At 67.5% G+C, this 14,421-nt stretch carries 11 protein-coding genes; 8 read left to right on the forward strand and 3 right to left on the reverse strand.

Features of this window, described 5'->3' with window-relative positions; translation table 11 throughout:
• The first annotated feature begins 26 nt into the window (after positions 1–26).
• Positions 27–1,298, forward strand: a complete 1,272-nt coding sequence (locus AC0KVN_RS21165; protein ID WP_029547873.1) for a multidrug effflux MFS transporter — start codon at positions 27–29, stop codon at positions 1,296–1,298.
• Positions 1,299–1,396: 98 nt separating this feature from the next.
• Here AC0KVN_RS21165 and AC0KVN_RS21170 read toward each other — a convergent pair whose 3' ends face one another.
• The 3 genes from AC0KVN_RS21170 to AC0KVN_RS21180 all read right to left on the reverse strand — a co-directional run bounded on the left by AC0KVN_RS21170 (position 1,397) and on the right by AC0KVN_RS21180 (position 5,742).
• Complete coding sequence (locus tag AC0KVN_RS21170) at positions 1,397–3,565, reverse strand: TonB-dependent receptor (RefSeq protein WP_435567766.1); 2,169 nt, start codon at positions 3,563–3,565, stop codon at positions 1,397–1,399.
• An 87-nt stretch (positions 3,566–3,652) separates the two neighbouring features.
• Complete coding sequence (locus AC0KVN_RS21175; RefSeq protein WP_037509935.1) at positions 3,653–4,051, reverse strand: DUF2946 family protein; 399 nt, start codon at positions 4,049–4,051, stop codon at positions 3,653–3,655.
• 128 nt (positions 4,052–4,179) lie between these two features.
• Entirely contained in the window at positions 4,180–5,742 is a 1,563-nt protein-coding gene (locus AC0KVN_RS21180) for an amino acid permease (protein ID WP_010338621.1), read from the reverse strand.
• 152 nt (positions 5,743–5,894) lie between these two features.
• Here AC0KVN_RS21180 and pgeF point away from each other — a divergent pair, with 152 nt between their 5' ends.
• The 7 genes from pgeF to AC0KVN_RS21215 all read left to right on the forward strand — a co-directional run bounded on the left by pgeF (position 5,895) and on the right by AC0KVN_RS21215 (position 14,363).
• Positions 5,895–6,656: a peptidoglycan editing factor PgeF gene (pgeF, locus tag AC0KVN_RS21185; protein ID WP_435567765.1), complete on the forward strand. Its 762-nt coding sequence runs from the start codon at positions 5,895–5,897 to the stop codon at positions 6,654–6,656.
• A 54-nt stretch (positions 6,657–6,710) separates the two neighbouring features.
• Complete coding sequence (locus AC0KVN_RS21190) at positions 6,711–7,496, forward strand: FadR/GntR family transcriptional regulator (RefSeq protein ID WP_048938538.1); 786 nt, start codon at positions 6,711–6,713, stop codon at positions 7,494–7,496.
• 154 nt (positions 7,497–7,650) lie between these two features.
• On the forward strand, positions 7,651–9,738 hold the full coding sequence (locus AC0KVN_RS21195; protein WP_435567764.1) for a PQQ-dependent dehydrogenase, methanol/ethanol family: 2,088 nt from the start codon (positions 7,651–7,653) through the stop codon (positions 9,736–9,738).
• On the forward strand, positions 9,738–10,409 hold the full coding sequence (locus AC0KVN_RS21200; RefSeq protein WP_435567763.1) for an SRPBCC family protein: 672 nt from the start codon (positions 9,738–9,740) through the stop codon (positions 10,407–10,409). The genes AC0KVN_RS21195 and AC0KVN_RS21200 overlap by 1 nt, the downstream gene beginning before the upstream one ends.
• The gene (locus AC0KVN_RS21205) at positions 10,406–11,275 is read left to right on the forward strand and encodes an FAD binding domain-containing protein (protein WP_435567762.1); all 870 of its coding nucleotides are present in this window, start codon (positions 10,406–10,408) and stop codon (positions 11,273–11,275) included. Before AC0KVN_RS21200 ends, AC0KVN_RS21205 begins: the two co-directional genes overlap by 4 nt.
• Positions 11,272–11,751 carry a (2Fe-2S)-binding protein gene (locus AC0KVN_RS21210; RefSeq protein ID WP_483656373.1) on the forward strand — a complete coding sequence of 160 codons (480 nt, stop codon included), beginning with the start codon at positions 11,272–11,274 and terminating at the stop codon, positions 11,749–11,751. Before AC0KVN_RS21205 ends, AC0KVN_RS21210 begins: the two co-directional genes overlap by 4 nt.
• Positions 11,748–14,363 (forward strand): xanthine dehydrogenase family protein molybdopterin-binding subunit, encoded by a 2,616-nt coding sequence (locus AC0KVN_RS21215; RefSeq protein ID WP_483656374.1) that lies wholly within the window; start codon positions 11,748–11,750, stop codon positions 14,361–14,363. The genes AC0KVN_RS21210 and AC0KVN_RS21215 overlap by 4 nt, the downstream gene beginning before the upstream one ends.
• Positions 14,364–14,421 lie beyond the last annotated feature (58 nt).

The following is a 14,421-nucleotide window of genomic DNA, read 5'->3' on the forward strand; positions in this document are numbered from 1 at the left end:
CGGGCGATTGTCCGCATAGGCCAGTGATGGCCGAAAATTCCCCCATGGGCGCGCAGCCTGCCGCAAAGGATATTCATTTCCGCGAGTTCGTGCTGCTGTGTGCGTGCCTGATGGCGATGAACGCGCTGTCAATCGATCCGATGCTGCCGGCCCTGCCCGATATCGGCCGCGACCTGCATATCGCCAACCCCAATGACCGGCAGTTGATCATCAGCTTCTATTTCATGGGGCTGGGCGTGGGATCGCTGCTGTTCGGCGTGCTGTCCGACCAGTTCGGGCGCAAGAAGGTGCTGGGCGGGGCGATGATATTGTTCATCCTGTCCTCGATCGCCTGTGCCGGGGCGCACAGCTTCACCATGTTGCTGATCGCGCGCACCAGCGCCGGCTTCTTTGCCGGGGCAAGCCGCGTCATCACCGTCGGCATCATCCGCGACCGGTTCAAGGGCGACGCGATGGCACGGGTCATGTCGCTGATCTTCGCGGTGTTCATGCTGATCCCGGTGATGGCGCCCAGTTTCGGCCAGGCGATATTGTGGATCGCGCCGTGGCGCTGGATCTTCTGGGTGCTGGCGATCCTGGCGACCGCGATCCTGGGCTGGATGGCGATACGCCTGCCCGAGACGCTGCATCCCGACAATCGCATCCGCATCAACCCGCGCACCATCCTCCAGACGGTCGGCACGATCTTCCGCACGCGCAGCTCGATCGGTTACATGCTGGCGAGCGGCGTGGTGATGAGCGGCCTGATCGGCTTCATCCTGTCGGTGCAGCAGATCTTCTTCGACGTTTTCCATGCGCAGAAGATCTTCCCCCTCGCCTTTGCGACGATCGCCGGCAGCATGGGCATCGGCAGCCTGGTCAACAGCCGGCTGGTCTCGCGCTTCGGTGCGCGGCGGCTGAGCCAGAGCGCGCTGATCGCCTTCATCCTGATCGCGGCGGTGCATCTGGCGGTGATCCTGGCCGGGCAGGAAACGATCGTCACCTTCATGGTCCTGCAGGCGATGACGATGATGACGGTGGCGTTCACCGCGTCCAATTTCAGCGCGATCTCGATGGAGCCCTTCTCCAAGGGAGCGGGCGTCGCCTCCTCCTTCCAGGCGTTCCTGACGACCGCGGTGTCTAGCGCGCTGGGCAGCTTGGTCGGCCGCGCCTTCGACGGGACCACCCTGCCCTTCACGCTGGGGCTGCTGGTGTTCGGATCGGGATCGCTGCTGATCGTCTTCTGGGCGGAGCGCGGCAAGCTGTTCACCCGGCCGCACCTCAATGCCCTGCGCGAAGATTATGAGGCAATGCACTGACTTTCTGGTTGGAAAGTCCGCGCCGGCCCACGCCCCCACCCGACCGCCCACAGAGTATATCCTGATTGGGAGGTCGGGTGGGGGTGTGGGCCGGTTCGTCAGAAGCGCGTGCTGAGGCCCAGATTGATCGAGCGGCCCATGCCCGGCACCGGACGCAGCACGCCGGTCGCGCCATAATCGCCCAGCGACATGCCGCCGAGCGGCAGGTCATAGCCGGCGTCGAAAAGATTCTTCGCCTCGACCGTCAGCTTCAGCCGCTTGGCCCAGAGCGGCAGCGTATAGCCGGCGCGAAAGTCGACCAGCGCATAGCCGCGCGTGCGCGGTTCGTTGCGGGTGGCGTCGACGCGGTTCTTGTCGGCGACAAATTCGACATCGGCGCCCAGTTCCAGCGCGTCGATGCGATGGGCGAGGCCCATCTTCAGGTCCAGCGGCATCTGGCGATAGAGCGGGCCGCCATCCGACAGATTGCGGCCATGGACGTAAGCAGCGCTGGCGGTGAAGCTGGTTTCAACATGGGCGCTGCGCTGGAGCGGCACGCTGGCGCTGACATCGACGCCGTAAAATTCGGCATCCTGATTGGCGAATTGCAGCTGCACGAAGCCGCTGGGCATGCCCATCATGTCGGTCAGATCCTGCAGATGGACCGCGTCGATATAGTCGTTCACGCGGGTATAATAGGGCGAGATCTTCAGCGTCGCCCCGCCCTTCGCGGTCAGGCGCAGCGCCGCGCTGACGGTGTCGGCCTGTTCCGACTTGAGGTCGAGATTGCCGACATAGCCATTGCCGTCGCCATACCAGCCGATCATCTGGCTGGCCATCGCGCCCCGGCCCCAGGCATAGCGTTCGTAGAGATTGGGCGCGCGGCTCTTGTGCGCATAGCCCAGTTCAAAGGCGAGCAAGTCGGATGCCTGCCAGCTGGCCAGCGCGGTCGCGCTCCAGTTGTTGTCGGTGCGGCGATGGCTGCGCGCATTGAAGGCTTCGGCCGCCATGGCGTCGGCCATGTTCATCATGCCGGTGCCATAGGGCTGGACGTCGCCCGTATTCATCCGCACCCGATCGAAGCGCGCGCCGATCGAGGTGGAAAGCCGGTCAGTCCAGTGCGATTCCCATTCGCCGAACAGGCCCAGCCGGTCGCGCCGGCCATTGTTGATGTTGATATAGGGATTGGGGCCCATCATCATCGATCCGGCGACCGGCGGCCACCAGTCGTCCATGCCCTGATGCTGATAGTCTCCCCCCACGCGCAGCGTGTCGTGCGGGCCGACCGGAAGGCTCAGTTTCACCGCCGAGGTGAAGCTGTGAATCTGCGTGTTCATCGGCATGGCGCCGGGCTGCTTGTCGGCGAGGAAGTCCATCCGATGGGCGGTGTCGCGATAGCCGACGCTGGCATCGACATCGCCCCAGGCGAAGGTGCCGCGATAGCGGCCGTTGAGGAACCAGGACTTGTTCGAGGTCATGTCCATATATTGGTTCGGGAAGCCCTCATAGGGCGAGAAATGATAGCCGCCCTTCAGTTCGAACAGGCCGAGGCGGGTCTGGGCGGCGAGCGCCAGCTGATGGTCGGTCTTGGCATATTCGGTCGAGCGCACCACGCCCCGGTCGCCGCCACCGTCATAGTTATCCGACTGGGTGTAGGAGCCGCTATAGGTGGCGCTGATCCGCTTGCCCGCGACCGTCAGCGTGACGCCGCCGCCAAAGGCGTCGCCATTGCTGCGATAGAAGCTGGAGGCCTCCCCCGTGACCAGGGTGCCGCCATCGACGGCGAAGCGCGGCATCGCGCTTTCGACGGCGATGATGCCGGCGATATTGTCACCGCCCATGCTGACCGGCGAGACGCCCGGCACCACCGCGATGCTGCCGACCGTCTGCGGATCGGTATAGGAAAGCGGCGTGTTCATGTCGTTGGGGCAGGCGATGTCGACCGGGATGCCGTCAAGCGTGATGCGAATCCGCTGTTCGGTCAGGCCACGCAGCGCCGGCATGGAGGAAAAGCCGCCGCCGCCATTGGCCGCGACGCCGGGCAGGCTGGCGAGGATGGCAGCGGTGTCGCTGCTCGACAGGGCGCGACGGCGCAATGTGCCGCTGCTAAGCCGGGCGCCGTTGAGCGGCGCGCTGCCGATATCGAGCGCCGCCCCGTCGAAGCGGGTCTGGAGCGGTGGGGCCGCGTCATCGGTGGTGGGGGTATCGGCCGGCAGGCTGTCCTGCGCGGCGACATGGGAGGGGAGCAATGCCAGCGATGCGGCGATTGCGACGAGAGATGTCTTCATCGGAAACCCTGTTTGCGCGCGCCCGCCTTCCCGGCAGGGGCGCTTGATCTGAAAGAAAGGCCGCGCGGCGGCACGGCCATGGTCAGATCAGGCGGGTGGTCCGCGCAAAGGGGGGCGCAGATGGCCGTTGCGCACGAGCGCAGGCGGCCGCACCGGCGCGAAGACGAGCAGCAGCGCGAAGGCGATCGCCAGCGCCAGGATCAGCGGATCGGCGCCGCCGAGCGAAGCCATGGAGAGCGCGCCATAGGGGCATGTGCGCTTGGCCGCATCGGCCGGCTGATGATCGGGATCGGCCTGCAAGGGGACGATCAGCTGCGAGGCGGTGCTGCCAATCGCGGCGTCATGGCAGAACTGGATGACCAGGGTGCGCTGTTGTTGCGCCAGCATGAAGCCGCCGGGCAGCAAGGCCTTCATGCAGAGCGCCAGCAGGACAAGCGCCAGCGCTTGCCCCCGATGCTGCTGAAGATAGGCGCGCAGGCTCCCCATGAGGACGGCCTAGCCCGGCCCCTGCCCCCTGTCACCAAGACAAAAGGTCGCAGGGGTCGGGCCGGCAGCGGCACCCAAGAAAAAAGGGGCGGTCGCCCGCCCCTTCCTTCCATCGATCGTCAGGCCGATCAGGCGTCCTGGCCGCCCGGCGTGTGCGCGCCCGGCAGCGGCGGCACCGGCTGGGGCGGGATGCCCGCGCCAGCCTCCGCCACATCGACCACGCCCCGGCCGACATGGCTGCGGCTGCGGCTATAGGCGAAGTAGACGATCAGGCCGAGCGTCGCCCAGCCGACGAACATCAGCTTGGTTTCGACGCCCAGGCTCCAGAAGAGATAGGCGCAGCCGGCGATGGCGATCGGCGCGGTGATGTAGATGGCCGGGGTGCGGAACGGACGCTTGCGGTCCGCATCGGTCTTGCGCAGGCGCATCACCGCGATCGACACGGCGGCGAAGGCGAACAGCGTGCCCGAGTTCGAGATGTCCGCCAGAATGCCGACCGGGAAGAAGGCGGCGAACAGCGCCACGAAGATGCCGGTCAGGATGGTGATGACGTGCGGCGTCTTGTAGGTCGGATGCACCTTCGAGAAGAGTTCCGGCAGCAGGCCGTCGCGGCTCATGACGAAGAAGATGCGGGTCTGGCCGAACATCATCATCAGGATGACCGAAGGCAGGGCCAGGCCGGCGGCGAGGCCGAGCAGGTTGCCGATCTGGGGCCAGCCGATTTCACGCAGGGTCCAGGCCAGCGCTTCCTTCGAGCAGGTGACGGCTTCGGTGCCGGCAGCGGCCAGGGCGGCGCACTGCTGCGACAGGGCAGTCGAACCGGGGGCGAGGACTTCGCCGGCCGGGCCATAGACCGGCTGTGCGCCGACGGTGCCGATCACGCCGGCGGCCACCAGCATGTAGAAGATGGTGCAGATGGCGAGCGAGCCAATCAGGCCGATCGGCATGTTGCGCTGCGGATTTTTGGTTTCCTCCGCTGCGGTCGAAACCGCGTCGAAGCCGACATAGGCGAAGAAGATCGAGGCGGCGGCGGCCGACACGCCCGAGAAGCCGAGCGGCATGAACGGGGTGAAGCCCTTCATGTTCATGACCGGCACCGACAGGACGATGAACAGGGTCAGCGCCGACACCTTGATCGCAACCAGCACCGCGTTGACGGTGGCGCTTTCCTTGGTGCCGATGACCAGCAGCCAGGTGACGAGCGACGCGATCAGCATCGCCGGCAGGTTGACCATGCCGCCATCGAACGGCCCGCGCGTCAGCAGGTCGGGTATGTCGAGGTGGAATGTATGTTCGATCAGGCCAACGACGTAGCCGGACCAGCCCACCGACACGGCGCCGGCGGCGACCGCATATTCGAGGATCAGCGCCCAGCCGACCATCCAGGCGATGAGTTCGCCCATCACCGCATAGCTGTAGGTATAGGCCGAACCCGAGACCGGGACCATGGCGGCCATTTCGGCATAGCAGAGCGCGGCGACCGCGCAGACGAAGCCGGCAATGACGAAGGAGAGCATCATGCCCGGCCCCGCCTTTTGCGCGGCTTCGGCCGTCAGCACGAAAATGCCGGTGCCGATGACGGCGCCGATGCCCAGCATGGTAAGTTGGAATGCGCCCAGTGAGCGATGCAGTGATTTTTTCTCTGCCGTCGCCAATATGGCGTCGAGAGGCTTAACGCGCCCGAAAATCATCAATGAAACCCTTTATTGGAGTCTTCTGCCCGGGCGACGCGTTAGCCGCCCCCCCTTTTCTGTGGGACGGGAGACTATCGCCTAATCCGCCATGCGCAAGTATGTTGCGCTTCTGAGACATGCTTCTTCACTGAACGCGCGAAGGAAATTTTATGATCGAGTTGCTGCGGGCGCCTGCGCTGGGCGATGTCCCGCATGGCTTTGCCGGACGACAGGGGGGCGTATCGACCGGGGTGTGCGCCGGTTTGAATGTCGGGCTGGGGTCGGAGGACGACCGGCTGGCGATCCTGCGCAACCGCGATCTGGCGCGTGACGCGCTGCTGCCCGGCGCCACGCTGGTGACGGTGCGGCAGGTCCATTCGCCCGATGTCGTGACCGTGACCGCGCCGATCGCCGAGGATGAACGGCCCGAGGCGGATGCGATGGTGACCCGCACGCCGGAGCTGATCCTGGGCATATTGACCGCCGACTGCGTGCCGGTGCTGTTCGCCGACCGGGAAGCCGGCGTGATCGGCGCGGCCCATGCCGGCTGGAAGGGCGCGATCAGCGGCGTCACCGACCGGACGATCGCGGCGATGGAGATGCTGGGCGCGACGCGCGGGGGCATTGCCTGCGCCATCGGCCCGTGCATCGGGCGTGCTTCCTACGAGGTGACGCTGGACTTTGCCGAGCGGTTCGAGCGGGACGACGCGGACAATGCGCGATTCTTCAGCGCCGGGCGGGCGGGCCACTGCCAGTTCGACATTGCCGCCTATGTCGCGTCGCGGCTGCAGGCGGCGGGGATCGGGCGGATCAGCCTGCTGGACGAGGACACCTATAGCCAGGCGGATCGCTTCTTCAGCTATCGCCGGTCCTGCCATGCGCAGGAAGGTGATTATGGCCGGCAGATATCGATGATCGCCTTACCCAGCTGAACCCGGCTGAGGGGCTTCAAAAGCGGGACGGAGTAGCGCATGAGAGGGGCTGACATGACCAGTTCTTCCCAGACCCTGCCGGACGTCGGCGATGGCAGCCGCCTTTATCAGCAACTGGCCCGGCGGTTGCTCGCGGACCTGGCGGGTGGCCGCTATGCCGTGGGCGACCGGCTGCCGCCCGAGCGCGAGCTGGCGATCGAGCATGATGTCAGCCGGCCGACCGTGCGCGAGGCGATCATCGCGCTGGAGGTGCAGGGACTGGTCGAGGTGCGGGTCGGATCGGGCGCCTATGTGGTGCGGATACCCGGCGCCGATCGCCAGGCGGCCGAGGCGCCCCGGTTCAGCATCACCGCCTTCGAACTGATGGAGGCGCGACTGGCGATCGAGGGCGAGGCGGCGGCGCTTGCGGCGCTGCATGCCCGGCCGGACGAGCTGGACGAACTGGACCGGCTGGTCGAACAAATCGCCAGCGAGAATCTGCGCGATGGCGATGCCTATGCCGTCGACCAGCAGTTTCACATGCTGATCGCGCAGGCGACGCGCAACGCGGCGCTGGTCGACAGTGTCGCGCGGCTGTGGGAAATGCGGGCGAGCGCGCCGGAATCGCGGCTGCTGCTCGCCAAGGCCCGTGCCGCCAAGGTGACGCCGGTGGTCGAGGAACATCGCGTCATCGCCCAGGCGATCCGGGCGCGCGATCCGGCGGCGGCGCGGGCAGCGATGCGCGGCCATCTGGCGGCGGTGATCGACCATCTGCTGTTCGCGACCGAGGAGGCAGCGGTCGAGGAAGCGCGCAAGGCCGCGCAATCGACCCGCGCCCGCTTTGCCCCCGGCGCGGACTGATCCCGACAGGGCAAAATTGACAGCGATGATGACAGCACCGGGGCGATGCCCGCGGGCGATGGCCTGCGCCTGCTTGACCGGCTGATCGACAAAAACTAAACACCTGTTCAGTCAAACAGGCATCGCGGCAAGCGGGCAGGACGGGAGAGAGCGGATGCGGGGGACGCGCGGGCTGTTTCTGGTGCGGACGGTGGCGGGACTGGCGCTGGCGGCGTCGGCCGCCGGGCTGGTGGCGCAGCAGGCGGTGCAGACCGGCACGGGGGCTGACTGGCCCGGTGTCGGCGGCAGCGCCGACGAGAGCGGCTATAGCCAGCTGAGCGCGATCAACACCGCCAATATCCGCAAGCTGGGCCTGGCCTGGTCGCTCGACCTGGAAGGCGAGGTATCGCTGGAGGCGACCCCTCTGGCGGTGAACGGCATCCTCTATTTCAGCGGCAGCTATGGCGCGGTCTATGCCGTCGACGGGGCGAGCGGCAGGCTGATCTGGAAATATGATCCGGAAATCTGGAAGGTCAATCCGACCCGGCAGGCGATGGGCATGGGCGTCAATCGCGGTGTCGCTTACGACAATGGCCGCATCTTCATCGGCGTGCTGGACGGCCGGCTGATCGCGCTGGATGCCAGGACCGGCGCGGTCGCCTGGAGCGTCAACACCCTGCCGCCCGGCACGATGCACAGCCTGACCGGCGCGCCGCGCACCTTCAACGGCAAGGTCATCATCGGCAATGGCGGCGCCGACATCGGCCAGCGTGGCTTCGTCACCGCCTATGACCAGAAGACGGGGGCGCAGGTCTGGCGTTTCTGGACGGTGCCGGGCAGCCCGGAGCAGAATGCCGGCGACCCGGTGATGGAAATGGCGGCCAGGAGCTGGAACGGTTCCTATTGGAAGACCGGCACCGGCGGCACGGTGTGGAACGGCATGACCTTCGACCCGGAGCTCAATCGCATCTATCTGGGCGTCGGCAATGCCGGCCCCTATGACCCGGAAAAGCGCAGCCCAGGTGGCGGCGACAATCTGTTCGTCGCCTCGATCGTCGCGCTGGATGCCGATAGCGGCCAATATATCTGGCATTATCAGCAGAACCCCAGCGAAAGCTGGGATTATAAGGCGACCGCCAACATGATCGCCGCGACCGTGATGATCGACGGGAAGCCCCGACGGGTGCTGATGCAGCAGCCAACCAACGGCTTCTTCTATGTGCTGGACCGCGAGACCGGAAAACTCATCTCCGCCGAGAAGGTCGGCAAGGTGAGCTGGGCCAGCCATATCGACATGACCACGGGACGCCCGGTGGAAACCGCAAACGCCCATTATCAGGAGGGGCCGGTCGACATCTATCCCAGCACATTGGGCAGCCATAACTGGCAGGCGATGAGCTACAGCCCGCAGACGGGTCTGGCCTATATCCCCTATATGCAGGCCGGCGCCCGCTACGAGAAGGCGGACAAGGGGTTCCTGGCCAGCATCACCGGGGCCAGCGCCAGCTTCATCACGGAAAAGCGCGACAAGGATGACCTGACCGGCGCGCTGCTGGCGTGGGATCCGGTGGCGCAGAAGGCACGCTGGCGCATGGCGCGGCCCCATCTGTGGAATGGCGGCACGCTGGCGACGGCGGGCGGGCTGGTGTTCCAAGGGACGGCCGACGGTTACGTCCGCGCCCATGACGCGGCGAGCGGCAAGGAAATATGGCGCTTCAATGCGGGGCTGGGAATCATCGGCGCACCGATGAGCTATGCCATCGGCGATACTCAATATGTGTCGCTGCTGGTCGGCTGGGGGGGGACCACGGCGGCGGCCAGCGAGATATTGAATGTCGGCTGGAAATATGGCGCCCAGCCCCGCCGGCTGCTGAGCTTCGCGATCGGCGGCAAGGCGCGGCTGGCGCCATCGCCCCCGCGCGACATGGCGGTCCATGCGCTCGACGATCCCGGCATCGTGCTGGACGAAAAGGCAGTGGCGGCCGGCAAGGAGATGGGCTTCATCTGCGGCGCCTGCCACGGCATGGCGTTCAAGGGGGCCGGCGCGCCGGGACCGGACCTGCGCGAATCCGCCCTGTCGCTGTCGGAGGAGAATTTCTACCAGGTGGTGCAGGAAGGCGCGCTGGCCGAACGGGGCATGCCGCGCTTCCCGCTGGGCAAGGCGCAAATCCACAATATCTGGTCCTATCTGCGCGCCACCGCGCGCGAGGCGCTGGGCACGCGCAAGCCCGACACCGACATACCGACGGCGGCCCGCTTCTGATGCGGATGACCGGCGAGGAGCGGATCGCCGCGCCGCGCGACGCGGTATGGCAGGCGCTCAATGATCCGGCGGTGCTGCGCCAGTGCATTCCCGGCTGCCAGTCGCTGGAACGCGACGGCGAAGACCGGCTGCGGGCCGAAATCGCGGTGAAGATCGGGCCGATCGGCGCGCGCTTTGCGGGCACCGTCACCCTGTCGGAGATCGACGCCCCCAATGGCTATCGCATCAGCGGTGAGGGCCAGGGCGGCACGGTGGGCCATGCCAGGGGCGGCGCGAAGGTGACACTGGCCGCCGATGGCCGGGCGACGCGCCTGTCCTATGCGGTCGAGGCCGAGGTCGGCGGCCGGCTGGCGCAACTGGGTGGGCCGATCATCGATGCGACGGCGAAGCAGCTTGCGGTGCAATTCTTCCGCAACTTCAACACGGTGGTTAGCGGTGGTGGCGTGCCGACGGAGGGTGATCCGGTCGCTGCTGCGCCGCCGCCGGTGCGGGCTCCATCATCGGCAGCCGGCCAGCCCTGGGGCTGGACCATCGCGCTATTGCTGGCGCTGGCGACCGGGGTGCTGCTGGAGCGCAGCGGCGTGGCGGGCACCGGCATGGTAGCGATCGGCCTGTTGCTGGCGGTGACGGCGCTGGCCGGGTTCGAGGCCGGGCGCAGGGGGCGGCGATGAAGCCCGCACCGTTCGACTATGTCCGCGCCACCAGCATCGACCATGCCTGCGCGCTGCTCGCCGAGGCCGGCGGCGGCGCACAATTGCTGGCGGGCGGCCAGACGCTGATGCCGTTGCTGGCGCTGCGCATGAGCCAGCCCTTCATCCTGATCGACATCGGCCATCTGCCCGAATTGCAGGGCATCGCCCCTCATGCCGGCGGCCTGCGGATCGGCGCGGCGACGCGGCAGGCCGATGCGCTGGTCCATCCCCTGCTGGCACAGGCCTTGCCAGTCTTCGTCACGGCGCTGGCCCATGTCGGCCATCACCAGACCCGCAATCGCGGGACGATCGGCGGGTCGATCGCGCTGGGTGAGCCGGCAGCGGAAATACCGGCGACGGCGGTGGCGCTGGGGGCGTCCATGACCCTGCGATCGGTGCGCGGCGCGCGGACCATGGCCGCCGACGCCCTCTATCTTGGCCCCTATGCAACCGCGATCGCGCCGGACGAACTGCTGGTGGCGATCGATTATCCCGCCTGGCCGGCGGATGCGGTGCCGCTGTTCCGTGAAGTGGCGCGGCGGCCCGGCGATTTCGCGCTGGTCGGGCTGGTCGGCGCGCTGGCGATCGTGGAGGGACGGATTGAGCGGGCGGGCATCGCCTGGTTCGGCATGGGACCGACACCGATGCGCGCGCGCCAGGCGGAGCAGGCGCTGGTCGGCCAGGCGATCGACCGGATCGATGTGCAGGCCATTGCCGATCTGGCGATCGCCGACAGCGCGCCGTTTGATGACGGCCATGCCAGCGCCGCCTATCGACGCAGCGTCGGCCGACGCATCTTCGCCAGCAGCCTGGCGCAGGCGCTCGACCGGAGGCTGGCGGCATGAGCGAGCATCGCATTTCGATGATGGTAAACGGCCAGCAGCATCGTGGGCTGGTGGACGGGCGGCTGATGCTGAGCGACTGGCTGCGCGAGGCAGCGGGCTATACCGGCGTGCATGTCGGTTGCGAGCAGGGGGTGTGCGGCGCCTGCACCATCATCGTCGACGGGCGCGCGGTGCGATCCTGCCTGATGCTGGCGGTGCAGGCCGATGGATGCAGCCTGACCACGGTCGAGGGGCTGGCCGCGGCCGACGGCACGCTCCACCCGGTGCAGCAGGCGCTCAAGGACTGCCACGGCCTGCAGTGCGGTTTCTGCACGCCCGGCATCGTCATGACCCTGGCCGCGCTGCACGCCGACGGCGCCCGCCCCGATGAAGCGGCCATGACCCAAGCCATGTCCGGTCATCTGTGCCGCTGCACCGGCTATCAGGGGATACGCCGCGCGATCCGGCAACTGGCGGCGGAGGATGGCACGCCATGAACGCGCCGCCGATTTCCGCCCAGCGCTTCATCGGCCAGCGCGTGCCGCGCAAGGAGGATGGCCGGCTGCTGACCGGGCGCGGCAGCTTCGTCGATGATATCATCCTGCCCGGCATGCTGCACGCCGCCTTCGTCCGCAGCCCGATCGCGCGCGGCACGATCCGGTCGATCGACACCGATGTCGCGCGTGCCCAGCCCGGCGTCCATGCGGTGCTGACCCAGGCGGATCTGGCGCCGTTCGGCGTCACCATGCTGAGCTTCTTCCTCGGCCCGGTGGAGGTGGCGATGACGCCGCTGGCGGACGGACGGGTCGCCTATGTCGGCCATCCGGTCGCGCTGGTGATCGCCGACGACCGCTACCTGGCCGAGGATGCCGCCAGCTTGGTGGTGGTCGATTATGCCGAGGAAGCGGCCGTCGTCACGCTGGACGATGCGCGCCTTGGCCCACGGGTCCATCCCGACACCGACGACAATGTCGCCGCGCTGATGGGCGAGGAGGAAGCCGATGCCGCGCTGGAGGCGCTGCTGGCGGGCGCGCCGCATCTGGTCAGCCAGTCGATCCGCCATCAGCGCATTGCCCAGTCGCCGATGGAGACGCGCGGCGTGGTGGCGAGCCTGCAGGGCGAGAGCGAATTGCTGGTCCATATCACCTGTGCCGGGCCGCAACTGGTGGCGCGCTGGCTGACGCTGGCGCTCGACCGGCCGGGGCTGAGCGTGCGGGTGATTGCCAAGGATGTCGGCGGCTCCTTCGGCCTCAAGAACCATCCCTGGATGGAGGAGGTGTCCGCCATCCTTGCCGCCATGCTGCTGCGCCGGCCAGTCAAGTGGATCGAGGACCGGATCGAGAATCTGACCGCCGCCAACCAGGCGCGCGAGCAGGAAATGACATTGCGCGCCGCCTTTGACACGGACGGGCGGCTGATCGCCAGCCATGCCGATTATGCGCTCAACAATGGCGCCTATCCGATGGGGGCGGACGCCAATATTGCCGTCCATATGTTCCTGTGGGCGGCCTATAATATGCCCGCCTACAGCTTCGTATCGCGCGGCTGGTACAGCAACACGCCGGGGCTGGCCGCCTATCGTGGCCCCTGGGCGATCGAGACGCTGGCGCGCGAAACCTTGCTCGACCGGGCGGCGCGCCAGATCGGCATCGATCCGGTGGAGCTACGCCGGCGCAACCTGTGCACCGCCGCCGACCAGCCGTCGGTCACGCCGCTCGGCATCCCGCGCGAGGATATCACGCCGGCGCAATGTCTGGAAAAGCTGCTGGCGGTGGTGGACGTGCCCGCCTTCCGCGCGGAGCAGGCGGCGGCGCGGGCACAGGGGCGCTATCTGGGCCTGGGCCTCGCCGCCTATATCGAACCGACCGGCGCGGCCGGCAGCATCGCGGTGATGACCGGCGAACTGGCGCAGCTGCGGATCGAGCCGACCGGACGGGTGGTCGCGGTGATGAGCGTCCATTCGCAGGGGCATGGCACCCAGACGACGATGGCACAGTGCATCGCCGAGCAGTTGGGCGTGCCAATCGAGGACGTCACCATCTTTGACGGCGACAGTTCGCGCGGCGGCTTCGGCCCCGGCGCGGGCGGCAGTCGTCAGGGGGTGATCGGCGGCGGTGCGGCGATCCGGGCCGGGCGGCTGCTGGCAGACAAGGTGAAGGTGGTGGCCGCCCATCTGCTCAACGCCAGTCCGGAGGCGATCAGCCTGGCGGACGGGATGGTCCATGTCGCCGGCGCGCCGGAGATGCGGCGAACGCTGCGCGAGATTGCCGAGATCGCCTATGGCGAGCCGGGGCGATTGCCGCCGGGCATGGAGACGGGGCTGGAAGCGCAATATCGCTATGATCCGCCGCCCATGACCTTCACCAGCGCAGCCCATGCCTGCATCGTCGAGGTCGACGCCGATACCGGTTTCGTGACGATCCAGCGCTGGGTCAGCAGCGAGGATTGCGGGGTGATGATAAACCCCGCCGTGGTCGAGGGGCAGATTGCCGGCGGCCTGGCCCAGGCGATCGGCAGCGTGCTGCTGGAGGAGGCCGCGCGCGATGCGCAGGGCAATCCGACGGCGGCGACCTTCAAGGATTATGCGCTGCCGACGATCTTCGACGTGCCCGATTTCGAATATGTCCATGCCGATACGCCGTCGCAGGCCGAAGGCGGCTTCCGCGGCGTTGGCGAGGGCGGCTGCATCATCGGCCCGCCGACCCTGGTCAATGCGATTGCGGATGCGCTGGCGCCGTTTGGCGAGGTGCCGGTGGACCTGCCGCTGACGCCGGACAAGCTGATGACCGTGATCGAAGGGCAGCCCTGGCCCGAACGTCCGGTCAGCCGCTTCCATCCCGACCATCGGGCACCGGAGGTCGATGCCCCTGCCCCGGTAGCGCCCACCGCCCCGCCGGTCGCGCCCACCGCCCCGGTGGGCATTGACGGCGCGTGGAAGCTGGTGCTGGCGACGCCGATGGGGCCGCAGCCGATGGTCGCGCATTTCCAGGTCGCGGGCGATCGGGTCACGGGGCGGCTGGAGGCGGATCAGGGCTCGCAGGATTTTGCCGGGACGGTGAGCGGCGATCAGGTGTTCTGGGAAATGAAGGTGATCAGGCGTAAGCGCTAAAACACCCCCACGGGGGAGCGCTCAGGCGGCCTGATCGATGACGGGGCTGGTGGCAGCG

The organism is Sphingobium sp. SG1, from assembly GCF_057063145.1.